The sequence below is a fragment of the Kitasatospora sp. UYEF31 genome (assembly GCF_057291755.1).
The window spans coordinates 1-23,172 of record NZ_JBXAWK010000050.1 but is presented as its reverse complement, the minus strand read 5'-3'; the positions used below and the strand labels follow the sequence as shown (position 1 = coordinate 23,172).

Below are 23,172 nucleotides of genomic sequence, written 5' to 3'. Positions count from 1 at the left end.
ACGGAAGAACCCCCGGCGGGCAGTCACCCGCCGGGGGTTCTTCCGTACAGGAAGGCTGTTTCAGAGCGCGGGGCCGTCGTCCGGCTCCTCCTGGTAGGAGTAGCGCTGTTCCTGCCAGGGGTCGCCGATGTTGTGGTAGCCGCGTTCCTCCCAGAAGCCGCGCTTGTCGCCGACCATGTACTCGATGCCGCGGACCCACTTGGGGCCCTTCCAGGCGTACAGCTTCGGGACGATCATGCGCACCGGGAAGCCGTGCTCGGCGGTCAGCGGTTCACCGTTGTGGTGGGTTGCGAAGATCGACTTGTCACCGGCGAAGTCGTACATCCGCAGGTTGGAGCTGAAGCCGTACTCGGCCCAGACCATCACGTGCGTCACCTCGGGGGCCGGCGGCGCCAGGTCGAGGATCGTCTGTACGGAGATACCGCCCCACTCGTTTTCGAGCATGGAGAACTTCGTGACGCAGTGGAAGTCGGCCATGACTGAGGACCGCGGCAGGTCGGAGAACTCCGACCAGTCCCACCGGTGCTTGTCGCCCGAGGCGGTGGCCCCGAAGACCCGGAAGTCCCAGGTGTCCGGCTTGAAGCGGGGCACCGGGCCGTAGTGCAGGACCGGCCAGCCGCGCTGCAGTCGCTGGCCCGGCGGCAGCGCCCCCGGCGCGTCGGCCACTTCTCCCCCGTCGCCGCGTCCCCCCGTGGCACCGGCCCCGTCGGTCGTCGGCGACGGGCCGACGGTGTCGGGGAAAAGGCTGTCCGAGGCGGCAGCCCCGCCCTCGTCTGATCCGGAAAACCCCATGCCTCAATCGTCGCAGACTCGCAACCGGGGGCTGACAGCCGCCCGGCGGGGGGGCTCCGGAGCCGGCCCGGCCGGCGCAGATCCGGTACAGGGCCGAACGAGTGAACCCCCTTGGCAGGTCACAGCTGATCAATCCGGCGGAGCACCAGCTTTCACCCAGGAAGGCAAGCCTCCCCTTCGTGGCACACCGGGCCCGCATGGTGACAGGATTCACACCGACCGCGGCCACTCTGCGCCACGGCCCCCGCCCCCGTCTGGAAGGTGCATCGCGATGCATGGCGACCCGAAGATCGTCGAGATGCTGAACGAGCAGCTCACCGCGGAGCTCACGGCGATCAACCAGTATTTCCTGCACGCCAAGCTCCAGGATCACAAGGGCTACACCAAGCTCGCCAAGTGGACGTACGCCGAGTCCATCGAAGAGATGAAGCACGCGGAGAAGCTCACCGAGCGGATCCTCCTGCTTGACGGCCTGCCGAACTACCAGCGGCTGGGCTCGATCCGGATCGGCGAGACGGTCGAGGAGATGTTCCGCGCGGACCTCGCGGTCGAGCTGGAGGCCGTGGAGCGGCTGCAACGCGGCATCCCGGAGATGCGCGCCAAGGGCGACGCGATCTCCGCCCGGTTGTTCGAAGAGATCCTCGCGGACGAGGAGAAGCACGTCGACCACATCGAGACGCAGCTGGAGCTGATCGCCAAGATGGGCACGGAGCGCTACCTCGGACACATCTTCGAGCTGCCCGAGGGCTGATCCGGGGACCGGCCCCAGGACCGGTCCCCGGACTGATCGGCAGTCCCGTATTCCCAACCCCCGGCGGGTGAGGTTACCCTTACCTAAGTAGCCCACTCCCGGGGGGATCGTCCGTGTACGTCTGCATGTGCTTCGGTGTGACTGATACGCAGGTCAACACCGAGATAGCGAACGGCGCGCGCAGCATGCGCGAGATCTCCGACGCCTGCGGTGTCGGCACGGACTGCGGCCGGTGCGTGAAGACCATCACCGCGATGATCCCCCGCGACCTGAGCGAGACCCGTCGTCGCCGCCCGGCCTGCCCCGGGACCTGCGCCGAGTTGTGCGCGGCGCACAACCTCAAGCAACTGGCCGAACCCGCCACCCCGCCCCCGCCCGTGCTCCTCGGCCTGCCGGGCGTTCCCCCCGCCGGGGCCGTCCCTGTCGAAGGACAGGCAGCGGCCTGACGCACGGCTCACATCCGTACGCGATGGTCCGGACCTGACGCACGCCCCGGAAAAGTCACTGTCCGGGCATCGGGCCACAGACACACAGAAGGCCCGCGGCACCCCGGCGAACCGGGGCGCTACGGGCCTTCTTCCCGCTGTCTCAGCTCTTGCGGTAGTTCTCCGCCACCAGGAACGCGAGGTCCAGCGACTGGCTGCGGTTCAGCCGCGGGTCGCAGGCCGTCTCGTAGCGCTGGTGCAGGTCGTCGACAAAGATCTCGTCGCCGCCGCCCACGCACTCGGTGACGTCGTCGCCGGTCAGCTCGACGTGGATGCCGCCCGGGTGGGTACCGAGCGCGCGGTGCACCTCGAAGAAGCCCTTGACCTCGTCGAGCACGTCGTCGAAGCGGCGGGTCTTGTGCCCGCTGGACGCCTCGAACGTGTTGCCGTGCATCGGGTCGCAGACCCAGGCGACCTGGGCGCCGGACGCGGTGACCTTCTCGACCAGGTCCGGCAGCGCGTCGCGGATGGTGCCCGCGCCCATCCGGGTGATGAAGGTCAGGCGGCCCGCCTCACGCTCCGGGTCGAGCCGGTCGATCAGCGCGAGCGCCTCGTCGACCGTGGTGGTCGGTCCGAGCTTCACACCGACCGGGTTGCGGATCTTCGACGCGAACTCGACGTGCGCGCCGTCGAGTTGCCGGGTGCGCTCGCCGAGCCACACCATGTGCCCGGAGACGTCGTACAGGTCGCCGGTCCGCGAGTCGACGCGCGTCAGCGCCGTCTCGTAGTCCAGGATCAGCGCCTCGTGCGAGGAGAAGAACTCGACCGTACGGAACTCCTCCGGGTCCACGCCGCACGCGCCCATGAAGCGCAGCGCGCCGTCGATCTCCGCGGCGAGGCGCTCGTAGCGCTCGCCGGACGGGGACAGCGCCACGAAGTCCTGGTTCCAGGCGTGCACCTGGCGCAGGTCGGCGTAACCGCCGGTGGTGAAGGCGCGGACGAGGTTCAGCGTCGCGGCGGACGCGTGGTACATCCGCTTGAGCCGCTCCGGGTCCGGGTGGCGGGCCTCGGCGGTGAACGCGAAGTCGTTCACCGAGTCGCCGCGGTACGTCGGCAGGGTGACGCCGTCGCGGGTCTCGGTCGACTTCGAGCGCGGCTTGGAATACTGCCCCGCCATCCGGCCGACCTTGACCACCGGTACGGACGCGGCGTACGTGAGTACGACGGCCATCTGCAGCAGGGTCTTCAGCTTGTTGCGGATCGCGTCGGCGGTGTTGCCGGAGAAGGTCTCCGCGCAGTCACCGCCCTGGAGCAGGAACGCCTCGCCACGGGCGACCGAGGCCAGCCGCGTGCGCAGCTGGTCGCACTCGCCGGCGAACACGAGGGGCGGATAGGACTCAAGGTCCGTCAGCGCGGTGCGCAGGGCCTCTGGGTCCGGCCACTCAGGCTGTTGCGCTGCCGGGAGGGATCGCCAGGTGTTGTTGTCGTTCAGGGTCACCCCCACAGGTTAGACGGAGCGTCCACTGTTTTCGCCCGGCCTTCCGCAGAGCGAGACACGTCACATTCCGCGGACATGTCCCGGCGGTGCGTGACGGTGCGCTAAAGCATCGGATTCAGCCGGACGAACAGTCCGGACGAACAGTCCGGACGATCCGACGGACGATCCGACGGACGAACAGTCGGACGGCCAGACGAATGCGCGGACAGATCCACAGCAGATCCCCAACCGGATGATCCAGACGGGTGACCACGCTTCGGCAACCGTCCGGCACCTTCCCGTCACCCCCGGGTGTCGGTACAGTGACCGCGTGATCGCCTCCTTCGCGCATTCGAGTTCCTGGTGGTGGCCCCGCTCAGCGGTGGCCTCCTAGCTCGCGATCACTTCCGACGATCCGACGGCCGCCCGACAGGGTGGCCGTTTCCTTCGTCTCCGGGCGGGGGCGGCGGGCCCGGTCGGCGCAGGCGCCGTCCCCGGCCCGCAAGGACGAACCTCGTGGACACCTCCCGCACCACAGCACTCCTCGCCCCGCTCTTCCAGGCGGACCCGCCTCCCTATGCGCTGATCCGCCGCGACGGCTCGGACACCTTCGACCTGTTGCTCGGTGACCTCGTCGATGTGGAGACACTCGACGCGGTCCCGCTGCCCGGACTGCCGGACGCGCCGGACACCCCTGACACACCCGCATCCGCCGGCCCGGTCCACGACGTACTGGCCCTCGTCCCCTTCCGACAGGTCCGCGAGCGTGGCTTCGAGGCCCTGGACGACGGCACCCCGCTGCGCTGCCTGCGGGTGACCGCGCAGCACGTGCTCCCCCTCGGCGAAGTCCTGGCCGGACTCCCGGACGTCCCCGTCGTGCTGCGCGACGGCGGCTTCGAGGTGGACGACGAGACGTACGCGACCATCGTCAAGCGGGTCATCACCGACGAGATCGGCCAAGGCGAGGGCGCGAACTTCGTCATCCGCCGGGACTTCACCGCGCGGGTCGAGGACCACTCGCCCGCGGTCGCCGGGACACTCCTGCGCCGGCTCCTGACGCGCGAGCGCGGCGCGTACTGGACCTATCTCGTCAACGCCGGGGACCTGACCCTCGTGGGGGCGAGCCCCGAACGCCACGTCAGTTCGGTCGGCGGCGAAGTGGTGATGAACCCGATCAGTGGGACGTACCGCTACCCGGCGGGCGGCGCCGACCGGGACGGGCTCCTGGCCTTCCTGCGCGACCGCAAGGAGGTCGACGAACTGTTCATGGTCGTCGACGAGGAACTGAAGATGATGAGCGAGGTGTGCGACCTCGGCGGCCGGGTCGAGGGACCGTTCCTGAAGGAGATGGGGCACCTCGCGCACACCGAGTACCTCCTGCGCGGCAAGTCGTCCCTGGACGTCCGCGAAGTCCTGCGCGGCACCATGTTCGCCCCGACGGTCACCGGCAGCCCGCTGGAGAACGCCTGCCGGGTGATCAGCCGTCACGAACCCACGGGCCGCGGCTACTACGCGGGTGTCATGGCGCTGATCGGCCGCGACGGCGCGGGGCGGCGCACGCTGGACGCCCCCATCCTCATCCGCACCGCCTACCTCGCGCCGGACGGCGCCCTGCGCGTCCCCGCCGGGGCCACGCTGGTCCGCCACTCGGTGCCCGAGAACGAAGTGGCCGAGACGCACGCCAAGGCGGCCGGGGTGCTGGCCGCACTCGGTGTCGTGCCCGCCGCCGCGGTGACCGCGGCCGAACCCGTACACCTGGCCGACGACCCCGAAGTGACCCGACTGCTCGCCTCACGCAACGAGGGCCTCGCCCCGTTCTGGCTGACCGCGCGTCATGAGACAGCGCTGCGCGCCCCGGAACTGACCGGTCTGAAAGCCCTGGTCCTCGACGGTGAGGACACCTTCACCGCGATGCTCGCGCACCTGCTGCGCACCCTCGGCCTCGAAGTCGGTGTGCTGCCCTACGAGGAAGCGACCGGACGGCGGGTCACCGAAGCCGGCCTGCTGGTCATGGGCCCGGGGCCCGGCGACCCGCGGGACACCTCCACGGACAAGGTCCGGATGATGGGCGCCGCCGTGCGCCGCCGGCTCGACAGCGGCGGCCCGATGCTGGCCGTGTGCCTGGGCCACCAGCTGCTCGCCGCCGGGCTGGGCCTGGAACTGGTCCGCAAGGAGCAGCCCTACCAGGGCAAACAGGTCGACGTGGACTTCTTCGGCCGCACCGAACGGGTGGGCTTCTACAACACGTTCGCGGCGCTGCGCCCGGCCAGGCCACCGCACGGCCTTGAGTTCAGCGCCGACCCGGCGACCGGCCAGGTCCACGCGATGCGCTCGCGACGGCTGCGGGTCGCCGGGGTGCAGTTCCACCCGGAGTCGGTGCTGACTACGGACGGCATCGGGATCGTGCGGGAGTTGCTCACCGAGCTGTGACGGTCTTGGGGTTTCCAGGGCAGAGGGTGCCCGGCAAACCCCAAGACCGTTGCGGCTGGGGCTGTTCAGCCGAAGAGCACCTTCGCCTCTTCATAAAGCGACGGCGGTACGGTTTTCAGCGTGCGGGTCGCCTCTTCCAGGGGCACGGTGACCACGTCCGTCCCGTGGAGCGCGACCATCTTTCCCCAGTCGCCCTTGTGGACCGCTTCGATGGCGTGCAGGCCGAACCGCGTCGCCAGCCAGCGGTCGAACGCCGTGGGGGTGCCGCCGCGCTGGACGTGGCCCAGGACCGTGGTACGGGCCTCGTGGCCGGTGCGCTTCTCGATCTCCCCGGCGAGCCACGCCCCGATGCCGGACAGTTTGACGTGCCCGAACGCGTCGAGGGTCTGGTCCTGGACGACCATCTGCCCGGCGAGCGGCACGGCGCCCTCGGCGACGACGATGATCGGCGCGTAGTTCGTCTCGAAGCGGCTCTCCACCCAGGCGCAGACCTGTCCGATGTCGAACTGCTGCTCGGGGATGAGGATGGCGTTCGCGCCGCCGGCCATCCCGGAGTGCACGGCGATCCAGCCGGCGTGACGGCCCATCACCTCCACGATGAGCACCCGGCGGTGCGATTCGGCGGTGGTGTGCAGCCGGTCGATGGCCTCGGTGGCGATGTTCACCGCGGTGTCGAAGCCGAAGGTGTAGTCGGTGGCGTTCAGGTCGTTGTCGATAGTCTTCGGCACGCCGACGACCTTCACCCCGTGGCCGTGCAGGGCGGTCGCCACGCCCAGGGTGTCCTCGCCGCCGATCGCGACGAGTGCGTCCACCTCGAACTTGGCGAGGTTCTCCCGGATACGCTCGATGCCGCGGTCGACCTTGAGCGGGTTGGTCCGCGACGACCCCAGGATGGTGCCGCCGCGCGGCAGGATGCCGCGGCAGGCCGCGACGTCGAGCGGCCGGGTCAGCCCTTCGAGGGGGCCGCGCCACCCGTCGCGGAAACCGGTGAAGTCGTAGCCGTAGTCCTGGACGCCCTTGCGGACGACGGCGCGGATGACCGCGTTGAGTCCGGGGCAGTCGCCGCCACCGGTCAGTACTCCCACACGCATGGAACCTGGAACCTCCGTCGTGTTGCGCTCTGGAGGCCCTGGCCGGGTTCTGCTGACACCGCCGGGCCGCCCCGTACCCCGCACGCTATCGCGTGACGCAGGACACAACGGCCGTTCCGGCCACCCGTACGGGTTGACCCGTCCGTCGGCCCACCGGGCCGGTCTGCCGGTTCATCACTTTCCGAACTCTCCGACGCGCGCGCCGCTGCCCGTCCTGCGGTTCCCTCACAGCGCTCCGGTCCCTAAGGTCGTGCCCCATGAGCGTCCTTGCGATCGATGCCGGAACGACCGGAGTCACCGCTCTGGTGATCAGCGCTGACGGCCGTGTGCTGTCCCGGGGCTACCAGGAGTTCCAACAGCACTTCCCGCACCCCGGGTGGGTCGAGCACCAGCCGGAGGAGATCTGGCAGGCGGCGCTGCACGCCTGCGGCGAAGCCCTGGAGGGTACGGACGACGCGCCCACCTGCATCGGCGTCACCAACCAGCGGGAGACCGCGGTCCTGTGGAACAAGCGCACGCTGAACGCCCCGCGCCGGGCGATCGTGTGGCAGGACCGCCGGTCCGCCGAACTGTGCACACGCCTGGCCGGGGCGGGGCACGGGCCGCGGATCGCCGAGCTGACGGGCCTGCGCCTCGACCCGTACTTCACCGGTACGAAGCTCATGTGGCTGGCTGAGAACGACAAGTCGACGTGGCGTCAGGTGGAGTCGGGGAAGATCGTCGTCGGTACGGTCGACTCGTACCTGGTCGCGCGCCTGACCGGTGGCCGGCGGCACGTCACCGACGCGTCGAACGCGTCGCGCACACTCCTGTTCGACATCACCACGGGCGCGTGGTCGCCGGAACTGTGCGACCTGTTCGGGGTGCCGGTGGACGCGCTGCCCGAAGTGGTGCCGTCCTACGGTGAGGTCGGCCGTACGGACCCGGACGCCTTCCTGGGCCTGGACCTGCCGGTCGCGGGGATCGCCGGGGACCAGCAGGCTGCGTTGTTCGGCCAGGCGTGCCACTCCCCTGGCGACGTGAAGTGCACCTACGGCACGGGTTCGTTCGTCCTGATCAACACCGGCCATGAGCTGGTCCGTTCGGAGGCCGGACTGGTGACCACCGTCGCGTGGGGCGCGCCGGACGGCACCCTCACGTACGCGCTGGAAGGTTCGGTCTTCGTCACCGGCGCCGCGGTCCAGTGGCTGCGCGACGGACTGGGGATCATCAGTTCGGCGGCGGAGACCGAAGCGGTCGCGCAGACGGTCCCGGACTCCGGCGGTGTGGTGTTCGTCCCCGCGCTGACCGGCCTGGGCGCACCGGACTGGGACCCCACCGCACGCGGCACGATCCTGGGCCTGACCCGCGGCACGACCCGCGCGCACCTGATCCGGGCGACGCTGGAGGCGATCGCGTTCGAAGTGCGGGACGTGGTCGACGTGATGACGGGCGAGGCGGGCCTGGACCTGCCCGCGCTGAAGGTCGACGGCGGGGCGTCGCAGAACAACCTGCTGTGCCGGATGCAGGCGCACCAGCTGGGGGTGCCGGTGGAACGTCCGGTGATCAGTGAGACGACCGCCCTGGGCGCGGCGTTCCTCGCGGGACTGGGTACCGGGGTGTGGTCCTCGACGGAGGAACTGGCCGCGACGTGGCGACTGGACATGCGGTTCGAGCCGAGGACCGACCGCGGCGACGTGGCGCACCGCCGCTGGCGGACGGCGGTGGAGCGGGCGAAGGGCTGGGACACCGAGCTGTAACGGTCTTGGGGTTTCCAGGGCACTGTGACCACCGTGGCCCGCCCTGGCGACCCCAGGACCCTTACCGTTCGGGCACCTCAGTCGTCGAGGCCCTGTTCGATCGCGTACCGGACCAGTTCCACCCTGTTGTGCATCTGCAGCTTGTTCAGGGTGTTCTGCACGTGGTTCTGCACCGTGCGGTGTGACAGCACGAGGCGTTCGGCGATCTGCTTGTACGACAGCCCCTTGGCGACCAGGCGCAGCACTTCAGTCTCCCGGGGCGTCAGACCGGGCACCGCGGGGTCGCGGCCGCCGACGGGGCCGGCGAGGGCGATGCGGCGGAACTCCCCCAGGACGAGTCCGGCGAGGCCCGGGGTGAACACCGGCTCCCCGGCGGTCGTCCGGCGGACGGCGTCGAGGAGTTCCTCACGGCTGGAGGACTTGACGATGTAGCCGGTCGCACCGGCTTTGACAGCCTGGAGGACGTCTTCCTGTTCGCCACTGGCCGACAGGACGAGGATCCGCACGTCGGGGTCGGCGGCGACGAGTTCACCGGCGACTTCGACGCCGCTCATCGTCGGCAGGTTGAGGTCCAGCACGACGACCGCGGGCATCGTCGCGCGGGCCCGGCGGACTGCTTCGCCGCCGTCACCGGCGGTCGCCACTACGGCGTATCCGGCGTCCTCCAGGTCGCGGACGACGGCGTCACGCCACATCGGGTGGTCGTCGACGACCAGGACCCTGGTCGGGGCGGTGGCCGTGTTTTCGTCCGCTGTCACTTCGCCGACTCCTCGCGTGTGGTCCGTCTGTCACTGCCGGAGCGTACCGACCACAGCACCCTGCTTGCGTTGACCGTGGGGATCCCGCGGCACCGGTCCGGACACTCCGGTCACGCGTTCCGCGGATTCCCCGTGGTCAACGCAACCCCGGGCCGCCACTCCGGGGCACCGTCATCTCGATCTCGCACCCCTGCCCGGGCACCGAGAACACGGTCACCGTGCCGTTGAGGTCGCGGATGCGCCCTTCGATCGACTGCGCGACGCCGAGGCGCCCCTGGGCCCGCGCCGCGTCGAGCCGGCCGGGCGGAATCCCGGGGCCGTCGTCGCGCACACTCACCACGAGTTCGGTTCCGGCGTCCTCCAGGAGGATCCACGTACTGGCGGACTCCCCGGCGTGCCGCGCGACGTTGTCCAGTGCGGCGGCGACCGCCGCTTCGATCTCCAGCGCGGCCGCAGTGGGCAGCAGGACTGGCGTCCCAGGTGTCGACACAGTGACTTTCCCCGACGTGAACCGGGCAAGGAGGGTCCGCAGGTCCTGCCGCGCGACATCGCCGTGCTCGTCGGGCAGGTCCGCGTCCTCGACGTCCCCGCGGGCGGGCTGGATCAGCGCCCGCAGTGCCGCTTCCTGCTCGCCGGCCAGCCGGCCGAGCTCGGCGGCGTCCCCGCCGATCTCCGCGCCGCGCCGCTGCACCAGCGCGAGGACCTGGAGCACACTGTCGTGGATGTCCCGGGCGAGCCGTTCGCGTTCGCGGGTGGCGGCTTCCAGCTGGAGCGCGCGGGCGAGCACGCGTTCGCTGCTGCGGGCCAGTTCGACGACGTAGCCGATCGCGGTCCCCGCCAGTATCAGCAGGACGGTGTTGTGCTGGCTCCCGGCCGTCCACGCCCCGCGTTCGACGAGGTCGGCGACGCCTATGACGACAGCGCCCAGGAGGCCGGCCATCCAGCCGCCCATGACCGCGGCGGCGAGCACCGCGGCTGAGGCCCACACCGTCGGCAGCGTCATCGCGCCTCCGGCGACCGCCTCCGGGTCGTTGAGCCAGCGGCTGGCGATCACCGCGCCGAAGGTGACCGTGAGGTCGGCGGTGATCAGCGGCCAGCCGCGCAGCTTCGACGCGCGGTACGCGGAGAGGCTGAACGCGGTCCAGACGGTTATCCCGGCGATGACCGCCCATCCGCCGAGCGGGTGGGCGTACCCGCCGGAGTGCTCGATGTATTTGACGACCGCGTAGAGCAGCGCGAGCGTGCGGAACACCGCGAGCGCGCGCCACAGTGGCTGTTCGACCGACATGCGGACTCCCCCGACCCCGTTTCCGTCACGTGGAACTGCCGTCTGAGGCACTGTCACCCGGGTTGCGGTCACCCGGGTTGCGGTCACCCGGGGCGCCGGCGCCTGAAGCGCTGTCACCTGAGGCACCGTCAGCTGGCGATGCGCTCCTGCGGACCCGTACCGCCGTCGTCTTCTTTATCGGAACGGGCGTCAGGAGAGCCACCGGAGGCCGCGCCGGAGCCCTTCCCGGGCACGCCCGGGGTCCCCACCGACCCCTTGTTCCGCGCCTCGTCGAGCTGCTTCTTCGCCGTCGCCGCGTACATGTCGACGTACTCCTGCCCGGACAGCTCCATCAGCGCGTACATGATCTCGTCGGTGACCGAGCGGAGGATGTAGCGGTCGTCCTCCATGCCCTCGTAGCGGGAGAAGTCCAGCGGCTCGCCGATCCTGATGCCGACCCGCATGATCTTCGGGATGACCTTGCCGGGCGGCTGGATCTTCTCCGTGTCGATCATCGCGACCGGCAGCACGGGCACCCCGGACTCCAGCGCCAGGCGCGCGATCCCGGTCTTGCCCCGGTACAGCTTGCCGTCGGGCGAGCGGGTGCCCTCGGGGTAGATCCCGAACAGCTCGCCCTCCTGCAACACTTTCATACCGGCCTTGAGCGCGGCCTCACTGGCGCTGCCGCCGCTGCGGTCCACCGGCAGCTGGCCCGCGCCGCGGAAGAAGGCGGCGGTCAGCCGGCCCTTGAACCCACGGCCGGTGAAGTAGTCCGACTTCGCCAGGAACGTCACCCGCCTGGGCACCTGCGCCGGGAGGAAGAACGAGTCGGAGAAGGACAGGTGGTTGCTCGCCAGGATCGCCGCACCGTGCTCCGGGATGTTCTCCAGACCTTCGACCCTCGGCCGGAAGAACAACTGCAGCAACGGGGCGATGATCGCCTTTACCAGCCTGTAGAACAACCCTGACCTCCTGCGTAGAGCGACCGACGGTCACCCTTGGGACCCGTCGGAACCTTATGGCATGCCCGGGTGCCACTGGTCGGCGCTGCCGTGGGCAGATCTCCCGTACGCCGTCGGGAAGGTTCCTCCTGACGGCCCTGTTGAGCTGTACGACCCGCGCGGGCTCATGGGAACATGCCTCAACAGTGCCTGTCTTGTGAGACCCGTGAGTCATTCCGCCCGAGTCCCACACACCCCGAGGAGCCGTCGGTGTCGATCCTGCCCGGTGCTGAGCCGTACCACCATGAAGGCGGCCCTGTCGGTGTTCTGCTGTGTCACGGGTTCACCGGGACACCGCAGTCCATGCGTCCGTGGGCGGAGTACCTCGCCGCCGCGGGCCTGACCGTCGAATTGCCGCTGAAGCCCGGCCACGGCACCCAGTGGCGCGACCTCCAGGTCACCACCTGGGAGGACTGGTACGCCGAGGACGCCCGCGCCCTCGACCGCCTGCTCGAACGCTGCGACACGGTGTTCGTCGCCGGTCTGTCGATGGGCGGCGGGATGGCGCTGCGCCTGGCGCAGCAGCGCGGCGACCAGATCGCCGGTGTCATCGTGGTCAACCCGTCGGTGCAGCCGGACCGCCCGGCCCTCAAGCTGGTCCCGGTGCTGCGTCACGTGCTGCGGTCGCTGCCGCCGATCGCCTCGGACATCAAGAAGGACGGCGCCCACGAGCTGGGCTACGACCGGCTGCCGGTCAAGGCGCTCTACGCGATGACCCGGTTCTGGAAGGTCGTCGAGCCGGACCTGCCGAAGGTCACCCAGCCGGTGTTGCTGTTCCACAGCCCGGACGACCACGTCGTGCACCCGAAGAACTCCGCGACGGTGCTGGCGAGGATCTCCTCGACGGACGTCACCGACGTGGTGCTTGAGGAGAGCTTCCACGTGGCGACGCTGGACAACGACGCGCCGCGGATCTTCGACGGCAGCCTGGAGTTCATCCGCCGGCTGTCCCCCGCCGCCGCGACGGACGGCATCGCAGCGAAGGATGCCTCGTAGCGTGCGGAAACGTGACAACGGGCTTGAGGCGGAGTCGTACCGGCCGATGACGGACCTCCACCCCGACGACACCGACGACGTGCTGCGCGCCCTACGCGACGAGGGCATCGCGGCGTACACCGAGCCACTGGACCCCGAGCCCGGCGCTGGTCCCGGCGCTGGTCCCGGCGAAGGCCCGGACGATGATGACGACGGCGCGGCCGACCGGCTGTGGGTCGACGCCAAGTCGACGCTGCGCACCCGCCGGATCCTGCGCGAGCTCTTCGACGACGAACCACGCTCCGGCGAGGGGGAACACGGCACGGGGGAAGTGCAGGCCGTAGAGCGTGCGGTCAAGGAGCAGGGCGTCAAGGAGCAGGGGGTCGACGGGCAAAGGGTCGACGGGCAAGGGGTCGATGACCCTCAGGACCGTGAAGACCTTGTCGTACGGGAGTCCAAGCCCGCGACGGCCGTCCCGCTCCCCGCGGCGGAAACTTCCGGCCGGACCGCTGACACGGCCTCTGACGACGACGTCTGGGCGCAGATCGTCGCGGGGTTCGACACCGAGGTCAGCGACCCGGTGCCGCGCTGGCCCGTGGCCGAGGAACTGGACTCCCCGGGGCCGCGCGCCGAACCCAGCGTCGTGCGGGGCCCGGACGGCTCATTCCTGGTCGTCCCCACAACGGCGGGGCCGCGCGACTGGAGTCCGGAGGAGCCTGGCTCTGAGGACCCGGACGGTCCCGGTGCGTCACAGCCCGGTGCGCTGAACCCCACTGCGGAGGACCACTACGTCCCGCCGGAGCCGCCGCCGCTGCCGAATACCGATCCGGCGACGAAGTTCGCCTGGGCGGCGCTGCTCGGCGGCCCCCTGGTGCTGCTGGTCTCGATCCTCATCGGGCACGAGGTGGGGTCGTGGACGATGGTGTTCGCGTTCGCGGCGTTCATCGGCGGCTTCGTCACCCTGGTGGCCCGGATGCGCCGGGACGACGACGATGTGGACTATCCGGACGACGGGGCGGTCGTCTGACCGGCCCCAGGCCGCGGCCGCGGCTCCGCGGTCATGACGGAGTGCCCCGGTCAGCCGAGCTGACCGGGGCACTCCGTCATGACCGGCGAACCGGGTGAGCCGGGCGCGGAGGTCTGTCAGCGCCAGCGCGCCAGGTCCGCGGCGCCCACCAGCCCGGCCTCGGGACCGAGTTTGGCGAGCAGTACGTCCGCGGGCGGGCGGTGGCCGCGTGCCATTATCTCGTGGTAAGCCGTCACTGTCGGTGTCAGGAGCAACTCCCCAGCGGCTGAGACCCCGCCTCCGAGTACGAAGACACCCGGGTCGAGGGTCGCGCTGAGGTCCGCCATGCCCTGGCCGAGCCAGCGGCCGAGTTCGTCGAACGCGGCCAGCGCGACGCCGTCACCCTGCTGCGCGGCTTCCGTCACATGCGGGCCGGTCACCCCACGTGGGGTTCCGTCCCCCAACGACAGCAGTACGGCCGCGGCAGCGGGGTCGGCGGCGGCCCGCTCACGGGCGTAGCGCGTGAGCGCGTTCCCACTGGCGTACTGCTCCCAGCAGCCGAGGTTCCCGCACCCGCACGGCAGGCCGTCGGGGACCGCGCGCACGTGGCCGGGCTCCCCCGCGATGCCCTTGCTGCCGCGGATCAGCCGGCCGCTGTAGAGCAGTGCGCCGCCGATGCCGGTCCCGACGGTGATCAGTTGGACGTCTTCGTGGCCGAGGGCCGCGCCGAAACGGGACTCCGCCCAGGCGGCCGTGTTGGCGTCGTTCTCGACCACCACGGGCAGGCCGACCATGGCCTCGATGCGGTCGCGCAGTGGTTCGTTGACCCAGCCGCGGACGTTCGGCGAGTAGATGACCGTCGCCCGGTCGGCGGCGATGAACCCGGCCGCGCCGAGGCCGACGGCGGTGACGCGGTACTTCTTCCGCAGTTGCTGTACCGCTTCCGCGATGGCCGCCGCGGTGGGATTGGAGTCCCCCGGGGTTGGCAGCTTCACGGACTCGCGGACGATTCCGTGTTCGTCGACCACACCCGCGTAGATCTTGGTGCCGCCGATGTCCACGCCGATTGTGAGAGACATTTCTTCCCTGGGCTACTTCGAGTCGCCCCTCAGTCCGAGGGTGCCGCTGGACACATACCCAGGAATTTGATCACGTACAGGGTGAAACCGCCGGACGGGGCCCGTCCGCGACGTCGTACTGCTGACTGTCTTCCCCAAGACACGTCAGCGGGAGGAACAGGAGGTGGCACGGGCCCGCACCGCCCCGGGCATGACGCAGGTTCAGCTCGCCGAGCGGACCGGGATCACCCAGCCGGCCCTGTCCCGCCTTGCGAGCGGCTGCGTGCTGCCGACTGTCGGGACCCTCGAACGTCTGATTGAGGCTTTCAACACGGACCTCGTCGTCAGTTTCGTGCCGCCCGCCGCGTAGCGTCCGTTGGGCCGCTGGACGACGACTACTCGCCGTCCAGGTCGATCTTCTCCACCGGAGCCTGCCGCGAAGCCCAGCGTCGTTCACTGTCGGCCAAGAACGACTTGTAGGCAGCCGCCAGTTCGCTTCCCGCAGCGGCCAGGTGCGCGGCCGTCTCCGGATGCTTCCCGATCAGCGGCGTGACGACCTTGTCCTTGACCTGGCCCGCCTGGACCAGCAGGGCCTCGGCCAGTTTCCTGGCCTCGTCAGCGAGGCTGGGTCCTTTCCCTTTACTGCCGTTGCTCATGAAGTGCCTTTCCCTTTACTGCCGTTGCTCATGAAGTGCCTTCCAGTCGGAGGTTCAGCGACGTGGCCACACGGCCGGGTCGGGGGTGAAGCGCACCCGCAGTGCCCCACCGTGCAGCCCCGCGCCGGCGACAGCGCAGCGGCGCAGCGCGGACGGCAGGCGCAGCAGACGGCGGTGGCTGCCGATGGTGATGATGAGTTCGTCACCGCGGCGCAGCAGGTCGAGCTCCGCGCGGTCCGCGCCGGGCAGTGGGAGCACAAGCACGAACTGCTCACCGTCCCGGTCCACTCGGGGTTCGCCGGCCGCGCGACCGCGCGCCGGGAACGGCGGAAGGTGTCCGGCGAGTTCCGCCAGCGCGTCCGTTCCCCGTACATCGTCCATCTGGGTTGGAACTTCACTCAAGTCACCGAACAGTGCCGTCAGTTGATCGACCGCCAGCTGTTGGACCGTCACCCGCTTGCGCAGCCAAGGGTCTTCGCTGCCCGCGGGCAGCAGCTGGTTGACGATGACGTCGTCCACGGTGCGGCCGTGCAGCGCGAAGGCGGCTGCGGCGTTGCGGGCGTCGGCCACGGACGCGCTGTCGGGGCGCACGACCAGCCGCAGGGAGGTGTCCGGGGAATCAAGGACCTCGCGTACGGAGTCCAGCAGCGCGCCGATACTCCGGGCGGCGGCGAAGACCTTTTCGTCCGGCATCGGCACGCCGACCAGTGCAGCCAGAATGGGGCGCAGTGAGCGGGCGGCCTGGCGTTCCACCGGGAGCAGCCGGTCGAGGTGCCGCGACAACGACTCGGGCAGGGTGAGCAGCAGTGCCGCCCGGTCGGCGGGCGGCAGGTCCACGACGATGACGTCCCAGTCGCCGGAGCGGGCCGCGCGGGTCAGTGCGCGCAGCAGGAAGAGGTCGGGGGCGCCGGGCAGGAGTGTGGCTTCCTCGGCTTCGAGGGGTTCTATCCCGGCGGCGGTCAGCAGGCCGCTCACCTGCTGCTGCGCCCGTACGATCGCGTCTTCGGCCTCGGCGCGGACGTCCACGGGGCGCACGGTGACGTCCTGGACCTGCGGCAGCGGCCCGTCGGCTGCGAGCAGGACCGTACGACGGCCTTTCGCGGCTTCGGCGGACGCCGTGGCGGCGGCCACGGTGCTGCGGCCGGCTCCGCCGGAGCCGGTGACCAGGAGGACGTGGGTCACTGGGCGGTTCAGGCCTGCGGGCCCGACTCCACGCGCTTCTTCAGGCCGGTGAGCGCGCGGTCGATGATGACCTTCTCGGCCTTGCGCTTGATCATGCCGAGCATCGGGATCTTGACGTTGACGGTGAGCTCGTAGGTGACGAGGGTGCCGTCACCGCTGGGCTCCACGGCGTAGAGGCCGTCGAGGGACTTGAGCATCTGGCTGGTGACGAGGGTCCAGCGGACCTCGTTGTCGCCGTGCCAGGTGTAGGCGAGCTGGTGCTCGTCCTTGATGGCTCCGGCGTCGAGGAGGAAGCGGACGGTGGACGCCCGCCCGGTGGTCTCGTCGACCTCGGTGATCTCGGCTTCCTTGACCTCGCCGGTCCACTGCGGGTAGGCCGTGAAGTCGGCGATGACCGCCATGACCGCTCCGGGCGCAGCGTTGATCACGATTGTCGACCTGGTGCGCTCCGCCATGATCAGCCGTCCTCCGTCAAGGATGTCCACGCCAAGTTGAAGATGTTGCCGCGAGGGTTGGTGCCGGACACAACGCAGCGCAGCGGAGTGGTGTCCGCGATGCGACCGCCTTCGGGCGGCGGAGCAGAGTGTCCGCCGGAAGGTTACCGCGTCGGGCCCCGCGGAGGGATCTCCCCACACCTTCCGGCGCAGCTCAGACGTGCGAGAAGTCACCATTCGAGGACGTACGGCTGTCCTGTCGCCTGGAAATGTCCGACGTTGACGCATTCGGTGCGGCCGATACGCATGCGCTTGGCGAGCGGCTGGTGGACGTGCCCGAACAGGACCATCCCGGGCTGGGTGCGGTGGACGGCGTCGAGGATCGCCTGGCTGCCGCGTTCGAACCGGCGGGCGACGACGTCGTAGGTGAGCTCGGGGACGGCGGGCGGGATGTGGCAGCACAGGACGTCGACCCGGCCGAGGGATTCGATTTTCCCGGCGTACTCCTCGTCGCTGACCTCGTACGGGGTCCGCATGGGGGTGCGCAGTCCGCCGCCGACGAAGCCGAACGTACGTCCGCCGATCTCGGCGGTCTGCCCGTCCAGGACGGTGACTCCGTCGCGGGCGTAGTCGGGCCACAGGCGCGGGAGGTCGACGTTGCCGTAGGTGGCGTAGGTCGGCGTCGGGAAGGCTGCGAACAGCTCTGCGTACTGCTTGCGCACGGCCCGCTCGGTGACCTCCTGCACGTCCTCGTCGACGGTCGCCCACAGGCCGCGGGAGAAGGCGCGGGCGTCCTCGTACCGCTTGGCGTTGCGCAGGGCGACCAGGCGGCTGGTGTTCTGGCTGCCGAACAGTTCGGGGAAGATGCCGCGACTGTGGTCGTGGTAGTCGAGGAAGAGGACGAGGTCGCCCAGACAGACGAGGGCGTCGGCGCCGTCACCGGCCCGGGAGAGCGCCTCGGCCGCCCCGTGTACATCACTCACCACGTGGACCCGCATGTCCGCAGCCTATCCGCAGGGTGCGCGGGGCGGCCGGGCGACCGCCCACCCGCACATGACTACACATCAGTAGCTTGGCGTTCACAGGAACGGTTCGCCTATGGTCGCTCCCAGAAGGATTCCGGACGGGCGCCCCCCGGACGGATTCCGGACAGTGGTCGGCCGTTGACACGTGACGCGGAGCACAGCTTCAGGCCAACCCCTGTCACATCAGGTTTACCTGCGAGTAACATCTGCTCGGCCCCCAACCTGCCCACAGGTCCACTTCCTGCCCACAGGTCCACGCGAACGAGGAGCAGTCCGTGCGCGAGTGCAGCGTCCCGGCTTTGGCCGAGATCCCTTCCGAGGCAAACCTCCCTTATGTGATCCGCAGGAACGCCGCCGAGGCGCCCGACGGGGTCGCGCTGTCCAGGAAGGTCGGCGGCCGCTGGGTCGATGTGACCGCGCAGCAGTTCCGCGACGAGGTGTACGCCGCGGCCAAGGGCCTGGTCGCGTCCGGTGTCGGGGCGGGCGACCGCGTCGCGCTGATGTCCAGGACCCGCTACGAGTGGTCCCTCTTCGACTTCGCGATCTGGGCGGCCGGCGCGGTCACCGTACCGGTTTACGAGACCAGCTCCGCCGAGCAGGTCGAGTGGATCCTCTCGGACTCCGGCACCAAGGCTGTGATCGTCGAGAACGCCGGCCACGAGGCGGTCGTGGAGTCCCTGCGCGGCAAGCTGCCCGACCTCGCCCATGTGTGGACGATGGAGCCCGGCGACGGCCGGGACGGCGCCGAGAAGGCCCTGGCCACCGCCGGCAGGGCGGTGGAGGACTCCGAGATCGACGCGCGCTCCGACGCGCTGACCCTCGACTCGGTCGCGACGATCATCTACACGTCGGGCACCACGGGCCGCCCGAAGGGCTGCGTGCTGACGCACGGCAACTTCTACGAAGACGCCGCGAACGTCATCAAGTACCTCAGCAGCATCTTCGACGCCGGGCGCGGCAGCTGTCTGCTGTTCCTGCCGCTGGCGCACGTCCTGGGCCGCATCCTGCACGTCGGCTGCGTCATGGCGCGGGTGCGGATGGGCCACTGCCCCGACATCAAGCAGCTGACGACCGAGCTGGCTTCCTTCCAGCCGACGTTCGTGCTCGGTGTGCCGCGGGTGTTCGAGAAGGTCTACAACAGCGCGACCGCCAAGGCCGAGGCCGGCGGCAAGGGCAAGATCTTCCACAACGCCGCGGACACCGCCATCGCCTACAGCCAGGCACTGGACGACGGCGGCTCCCCCGGTCTGGTGCTGAAGCTCAAGCACGCGGTGTTCGACAAGCTCGTCTACGCCAAGCTGCGCACCGCGCTCGGCGGCCGGGCCACCCACGCGATCTCCGGCGGCGCGCCGCTCGGGACCCGCCTGGGCCACTTCTACCGGGGCGTCGGCTTCACCGTCCTGGAGGGCTACGGCCTGACCGAGTCGACCGCGCCGGCCACGTTCAACCGCCCCGAGGACATCAGCATCGGCACGGTCGGCGGCCCCGTCCCCGGCACCTCGGTGCGCATCGGCGAGGACGGCGAGATCCTGCTCAAGGGCCACAACATCTTCCGGGAGTACTGGCACAACCCGGCCGCCACGAAGGACGCCTTCGACGAAGAGGGCTGGTTCCGCACCGGAGACCTCGGCAAGCTCGACGAGAAGGGCCACCTGACCGTCACCGGGCGCAAGAAGGAGATCCTGGTGACAGCGGGCGGCAAGAACGTCGCCCCCGCCGTGATCGAGGACCGCATCCGGGCGCACTCGCTGATCGCGGAGTGCATGGTCGTCGGCGACCAGAAGCCGTTCATCGCGGCGCTGATCACCATCGACCCGGAGACGTTCCCGGCGTGGAAGGCCACACACGGCAAGCCTGCTGACGCGACTGTGGCCGGGCTGGCGGACGACGCCGACCTGATCGCGGCGGTCCAGGAAGCGGTGGACGAGGGCAACAAGGCGGTGTCGCGCCCCGAGGGCGTACGGAAGTTCAAGATCCTCAGCGTGAACTTCACCGAGGAGACGGGGCACCTGACGCCGTCGCTGAAGCTGAAGCGGAACCTGGTGATGAAGGACTTCGCGGGCGACGTGGACGGCATCTACAGCAAGTAAAAACGATGATCCCGGAGTTTGCGGGGCGGCCGGCGGTGGTCACCGTGCCCCGGAAACTCCAAGATCATCGTTGCCCGCGGTAAGGGTCTTGAGGTTTCCGGGGCACGGTGCCCATCACTGGGCGCCTGGCGAACCTCAAGACCGTTACCGCGGTTGACCGAGCAGCCTCTGCAGCCGGTCCGCCAGCAGGTCCCAGCGCCACGCCTCCTCCACCCACTCCCGGCCGCGCTCCCCCATCGCCTTCGCGCGTACGGGGTCGAGCAGCAGCCCGGCCACCCGCTGGGCGACCTGCGCGGGTGAGCGGCCGTCGACGACGTAACCCGTCTCCCCCTCCAGGACCGCGTCCGGAGCCCCGCCCGAGTCCCCCGCGACGACGGGTCGGCCCACGGCGGACGCCTCCAGGTAGACGATGCCGAGACCTTCCACGTCAAGCCCGCGGCGCCGGGTCCGGCAGGGCATCGCGAACACATCCCCGGCCTCGTGGTGCCCGGGCAGCTCAGCCCACGGGACCGCGCCCGTGAAGACGACCGAACCGCGTACGGAGACCTGGTCCGCCATGGCCTCAAGCTGCTGCCGGTAAGGACCGTCGCCGACGATCAGCAGCGCCGCGTCCGGCACGAGTCTCCGGATCCGGGGCAGTGCGTGGATCAGTACGTCCTGCCCTTTGCGCGGGACGAGCCGCGAGACGCAGACGACCACGGGGCGGTCGGTCAGGCCGTACCGCGCCCTGATCTCCGGACCGCCGACACCGGGCCGGAAGACGGTCTCGTCCACGCCCGGGGGCAGTTGCACCATGCGTGCGGCGGCTGCGGCGGACAGCGCCGGGGCGATCTTGGAGCGGGTGTAGTCGCCGAGATAAGTCACCGTGTCGACATGGTCACCGATCCGGCGCAGGAGCTGCTTCGCGCCAGGCAGTACCGCCCACCCGGCCTCATGACCGTGGGTGGTGGCGACCAGGCGTCCGACGCCGGCGCCGCGCAGTTGCGGGGCCATGAGGGCGAGCGGCGCCGCCGCGCCGAACCAGACGGTGTCGCAGCCTTCCGCGCGGGCGATGTCCTTGGCGCGGCGTACGGCGCCGGGGGTGGGGACCAGCATGGCCGTCCGGTCCCTGACGACCTGGAACGACTGTGCGGCGTCGAAGGCGGCGCAGGCGGCGCCGCCGTCACCACCTCTGCCGTGTCCGCCGCCGTCCTGGCCACTGCCGCCTTTGCCGCCGTTCCAGGACGAGGTGTACACCACGACCTGGTCGGCGGGCATGCGTACGGCCATCGAGTGGACGAACGTCTGGATGCCGCCGGGTCGGGGCGGGAAGTCGTTGGTGACGATGAGCGTCTTCACACCACCCATCTTTGTCGACTGTGTGTCTCCAGTGACAACTGCGCCGGCCCGGACGCCCCGGTTCTGTCGACGCGTCACCCCACGTGACTCCGGTCCCGTCCGCCCCACGTGTTCGACCGGTCCGCACGGCAGGACTCTCCGTGGCCTACGATCCCTGTCTGTCACTAGTGCCGTCGTACAAGGAGTTCGAACAGACCATGGGACGGCACCAACGCTGGTTCATCGCCGGGGCCTGGACGGTCACGCGGCTGTGGCTGCTGCTCACCACGATCAATGTGCTGCACAACCCGGAACCGGGGGCGACGCTCGACGTCGACCAGATCTACCGCCCGTGGGCGGACATCCTCCGTGGCGGAACGTTTCCGCTGGACGACGACATGTGGCAGTACCCGCCGGGCGCGGCCGGAATCCTGCTCGGCCCCGACCTGTTCCCGTGGTGGAACTACCAGCACGCGTTCATCGCGCTGATGCTGGTCGCCGACGCCGTGGTGCTGTTCTGCCTCCTCCGGGCGATGCGCGGACCCCGCAGTACCGGCGGTTCGCCGCTCGGCGGCTGGCTGTGGGTGGTCTCGCTGCCGGTCCTGGGGCCGATCGTGCTGTCCCGGTACGACCTGGCGGTCACCGCGCTGGCCGTGCTCGCGCTGACGCTGACCGGCAGTGACCGGTTGCGCTACCTGGGTGGTTTCGTCGCCGGGGTGGCCGCGTCCGTGAAGGTGTGGCCGGCCCTGCTGGTCCTCGGGATCGGCGGGCGGCGGCGACTCGGCGTCACGACGCTGTGGATGCTGGCCGGGGTCGCCGTGGTCTGCCTGGGCTTCGCGGCGGCGATGCCGGGGGCGTTCAGCTTCCTGGGGTTCCAGGGCGCGCGCGGCGTCGAGGTCGAATCGGTGTTCGCGACCCCGTTCACGGTCGCCCGGCACTTCGGGTGGAGCGGGAACATCCAGTTCACCTACGGCTGTCTGGAGTTCCACGGGCCGATGGTGTCGGTGGCCGGCAATGCCGCGCTGGCGTCCAGCATGCTCGGTTTCGGCTGGCTGGTGTTCTGGCGGCTGACAGCGGTCCGGTGGACCGACGCGACGCCGTACGACGCGGCGCTGACCGCGATGCTGATCTTCGTGGTGACCAGCCGGGTGCTGAGCCCGCAGTACATGGTGTGGCTGCTCGGCCTGGCGGCCCTGTGCCTGACCCGCGCGTCGAGCACCCAGCGCCCGGTCGGCTGGCTGCTCCTGCTGGCCACGCCGCTGACGTACTTGGAGTTCCCGTACTGGTTCACCGAACTGCTGCAGGGCGACGTGCTCGCAGCCGTCGTCCTGGTGACGCGCAACGCGCTGCTGGTCATCGCGGCGTTCTGGTCGGCGACGGTGCTGTGGCGCTCGACCCGGGCGGCGGCAGACGTGGGAGTGCCGCGGCAACTGCGGGAGTCCGCGCTGCTCAGCAGCCGGGTCTGAGCAAGCGCTGACCCGCCCCGCGAGTGCGCGCAGCGTCCCGAGCGGCACCACCACGGGCGAGGGCGCGCAGCGTCCCGAGCGCGCCCGGAGGGCGCGGTTCGACCGGGCGACGCCCGCGCTTGGAGCCCGGCATCAGTACAGCGAGGGCGCGCAGCGTCCCGAGCGCGCCCGGAGGGCGCGGCCCGACCGGGCGACGCGCGGGCGCCGAACGGCCCCGGAGCGCAGCGACGGG

21 protein-coding genes are annotated in these 23,172 nt (G+C 70.2%); 9 read left to right on the top strand and 12 right to left on the bottom strand.

The window, feature by feature from the left end:
* Nucleotides 1-60 precede the first annotated feature (60 nt).
* Entirely contained in the window at nucleotides 61-792 is a 732-nt protein-coding gene (locus AC0Z36_RS22340) for a sulfite oxidase-like oxidoreductase (protein ID WP_485464784.1), read from the bottom strand.
* 271 nt (nucleotides 793-1,063) lie between these two features.
* On the opposite strand from AC0Z36_RS22340, the gene bfr reads away from it, so the two are divergent.
* Together bfr and AC0Z36_RS22330 are read left to right on the top strand one after the other, a co-directional pair.
* Nucleotides 1,064-1,543, top strand: a complete 480-nt coding sequence (gene bfr / locus AC0Z36_RS22335) for a bacterioferritin (protein ID WP_485464783.1) — start codon at nucleotides 1,064-1,066, stop codon at nucleotides 1,541-1,543.
* 125 nt (nucleotides 1,544-1,668) lie between these two features.
* Nucleotides 1,669-1,989, top strand: a complete 321-nt coding sequence (locus AC0Z36_RS22330) for a (2Fe-2S)-binding protein (RefSeq protein WP_485464803.1) — start codon at nucleotides 1,669-1,671, stop codon at nucleotides 1,987-1,989.
* A gap of 142 nt (nucleotides 1,990-2,131) precedes the next feature.
* On the opposite strand, the gene AC0Z36_RS22325 is transcribed toward AC0Z36_RS22330, so the two are convergent.
* On the bottom strand, nucleotides 2,132-3,466 hold the full coding sequence (locus tag AC0Z36_RS22325) for a class II 3-deoxy-7-phosphoheptulonate synthase (protein ID WP_485464782.1): 1,335 nt from the start codon (nucleotides 3,464-3,466) through the stop codon (nucleotides 2,132-2,134).
* Nucleotides 3,467-3,961: 495 nt separating this feature from the next.
* Between AC0Z36_RS22325 and AC0Z36_RS22320 the strand changes: the two genes are divergently transcribed.
* Entirely contained in the window at nucleotides 3,962-5,875 is a 1,914-nt protein-coding gene (locus AC0Z36_RS22320) for an anthranilate synthase family protein (RefSeq protein ID WP_485464781.1), read from the top strand.
* 65 nt (nucleotides 5,876-5,940) lie between these two features.
* Here the strand turns inward: AC0Z36_RS22320 and AC0Z36_RS22315 are convergent, their stop codons facing one another.
* Entirely contained in the window at nucleotides 5,941-6,966 is a 1,026-nt protein-coding gene (locus AC0Z36_RS22315) for a 6-phosphofructokinase (RefSeq protein ID WP_485464780.1), read from the bottom strand.
* 257 nt (nucleotides 6,967-7,223) lie between these two features.
* Here AC0Z36_RS22315 and glpK point away from each other — a divergent pair, with 257 nt between their 5' ends.
* Entirely contained in the window at nucleotides 7,224-8,705 is a 1,482-nt protein-coding gene (glpK, locus tag AC0Z36_RS22310) for a glycerol kinase GlpK (RefSeq protein ID WP_485464779.1), read from the top strand.
* Nucleotides 8,706-8,782: 77 nt separating this feature from the next.
* Here glpK and AC0Z36_RS22305 read toward each other — a convergent pair whose 3' ends face one another.
* The 3 genes from AC0Z36_RS22305 to AC0Z36_RS22295 all read right to left on the bottom strand — a co-directional run bounded on the left by AC0Z36_RS22305 (nucleotide 8,783) and on the right by AC0Z36_RS22295 (nucleotide 11,692).
* Nucleotides 8,783-9,463, bottom strand: a complete 681-nt coding sequence (locus AC0Z36_RS22305; protein WP_485464778.1) for a response regulator — start codon at nucleotides 9,461-9,463, stop codon at nucleotides 8,783-8,785.
* Between the two features lie 136 nt (nucleotides 9,464-9,599).
* Nucleotides 9,600-10,751, bottom strand: coding sequence for a MacS family sensor histidine kinase (gene macS, locus AC0Z36_RS22300; protein WP_485464777.1), 1,152 nt, complete (start codon nucleotides 10,749-10,751; stop codon nucleotides 9,600-9,602).
* A 128-nt stretch (nucleotides 10,752-10,879) separates the two neighbouring features.
* Nucleotides 10,880-11,692, bottom strand: coding sequence for a lysophospholipid acyltransferase family protein (locus AC0Z36_RS22295; protein ID WP_485464776.1), 813 nt, complete (start codon nucleotides 11,690-11,692; stop codon nucleotides 10,880-10,882).
* Nucleotides 11,693-11,941: 249 nt separating this feature from the next.
* Here AC0Z36_RS22295 and AC0Z36_RS22290 point away from each other — a divergent pair, with 249 nt between their 5' ends.
* Nucleotides 11,942-12,727 carry an alpha/beta hydrolase gene (locus AC0Z36_RS22290; RefSeq protein ID WP_485464775.1) on the top strand — a complete coding sequence of 262 codons (786 nt, stop codon included), beginning with the start codon at nucleotides 11,942-11,944 and terminating at the stop codon, nucleotides 12,725-12,727.
* Nucleotide 12,728: 1 nt separating this feature from the next.
* Nucleotides 12,729-13,733, top strand: coding sequence for a hypothetical protein (locus AC0Z36_RS22285; RefSeq protein WP_485464774.1), 1,005 nt, complete (start codon nucleotides 12,729-12,731; stop codon nucleotides 13,731-13,733).
* A gap of 116 nt (nucleotides 13,734-13,849) precedes the next feature.
* On the opposite strand, the gene AC0Z36_RS22280 is transcribed toward AC0Z36_RS22285, so the two are convergent.
* Entirely contained in the window at nucleotides 13,850-14,791 is a 942-nt protein-coding gene (locus AC0Z36_RS22280; protein WP_485464773.1) for an ROK family glucokinase, read from the bottom strand.
* 163 nt (nucleotides 14,792-14,954) lie between these two features.
* Here AC0Z36_RS22280 and AC0Z36_RS22275 point away from each other — a divergent pair, with 163 nt between their 5' ends.
* Complete coding sequence (locus tag AC0Z36_RS22275; protein ID WP_485464772.1) at nucleotides 14,955-15,140, top strand: helix-turn-helix domain-containing protein; 186 nt, start codon at nucleotides 14,955-14,957, stop codon at nucleotides 15,138-15,140.
* A gap of 25 nt (nucleotides 15,141-15,165) precedes the next feature.
* Here AC0Z36_RS22275 and AC0Z36_RS22270 read toward each other — a convergent pair whose 3' ends face one another.
* From AC0Z36_RS22270 to AC0Z36_RS22255, 4 genes are all read right to left on the bottom strand, one after another.
* On the bottom strand, nucleotides 15,166-15,426 hold the full coding sequence (locus tag AC0Z36_RS22270) for a DUF5304 family protein (protein WP_485464771.1): 261 nt from the start codon (nucleotides 15,424-15,426) through the stop codon (nucleotides 15,166-15,168).
* A gap of 54 nt (nucleotides 15,427-15,480) precedes the next feature.
* Nucleotides 15,481-16,608 (bottom strand): ArsA family ATPase, encoded by a 1,128-nt coding sequence (locus AC0Z36_RS22265; RefSeq protein ID WP_485464770.1) that lies wholly within the window; start codon nucleotides 16,606-16,608, stop codon nucleotides 15,481-15,483.
* 8 nt (nucleotides 16,609-16,616) lie between these two features.
* The gene (locus tag AC0Z36_RS22260; protein ID WP_485464769.1) at nucleotides 16,617-17,063 is read right to left on the bottom strand and encodes an SRPBCC family protein; all 447 of its coding nucleotides are present in this window, start codon (nucleotides 17,061-17,063) and stop codon (nucleotides 16,617-16,619) included.
* A gap of 209 nt (nucleotides 17,064-17,272) precedes the next feature.
* Nucleotides 17,273-18,040 carry a metallophosphoesterase family protein gene (locus AC0Z36_RS22255; protein WP_485464768.1) on the bottom strand — a complete coding sequence of 256 codons (768 nt, stop codon included), beginning with the start codon at nucleotides 18,038-18,040 and terminating at the stop codon, nucleotides 17,273-17,275.
* A 302-nt stretch (nucleotides 18,041-18,342) separates the two neighbouring features.
* Here AC0Z36_RS22255 and AC0Z36_RS22250 point away from each other — a divergent pair, with 302 nt between their 5' ends.
* Nucleotides 18,343-20,157: an AMP-dependent synthetase/ligase gene (locus tag AC0Z36_RS22250; protein WP_485464767.1), complete on the top strand. Its 1,815-nt coding sequence runs from the start codon at nucleotides 18,343-18,345 to the stop codon at nucleotides 20,155-20,157.
* A 144-nt stretch (nucleotides 20,158-20,301) separates the two neighbouring features.
* Here AC0Z36_RS22250 and AC0Z36_RS22245 read toward each other — a convergent pair whose 3' ends face one another.
* On the bottom strand, nucleotides 20,302-21,504 hold the full coding sequence (locus AC0Z36_RS22245; protein ID WP_485464766.1) for a glycosyltransferase family 4 protein: 1,203 nt from the start codon (nucleotides 21,502-21,504) through the stop codon (nucleotides 20,302-20,304).
* Nucleotides 21,505-21,635: 131 nt separating this feature from the next.
* On the opposite strand from AC0Z36_RS22245, the gene AC0Z36_RS22240 reads away from it, so the two are divergent.
* Nucleotides 21,636-22,940, top strand: a complete 1,305-nt coding sequence (locus tag AC0Z36_RS22240) for a glycosyltransferase 87 family protein (protein ID WP_485464765.1) — start codon at nucleotides 21,636-21,638, stop codon at nucleotides 22,938-22,940.
* Nucleotides 22,941-23,172 lie beyond the last annotated feature (232 nt).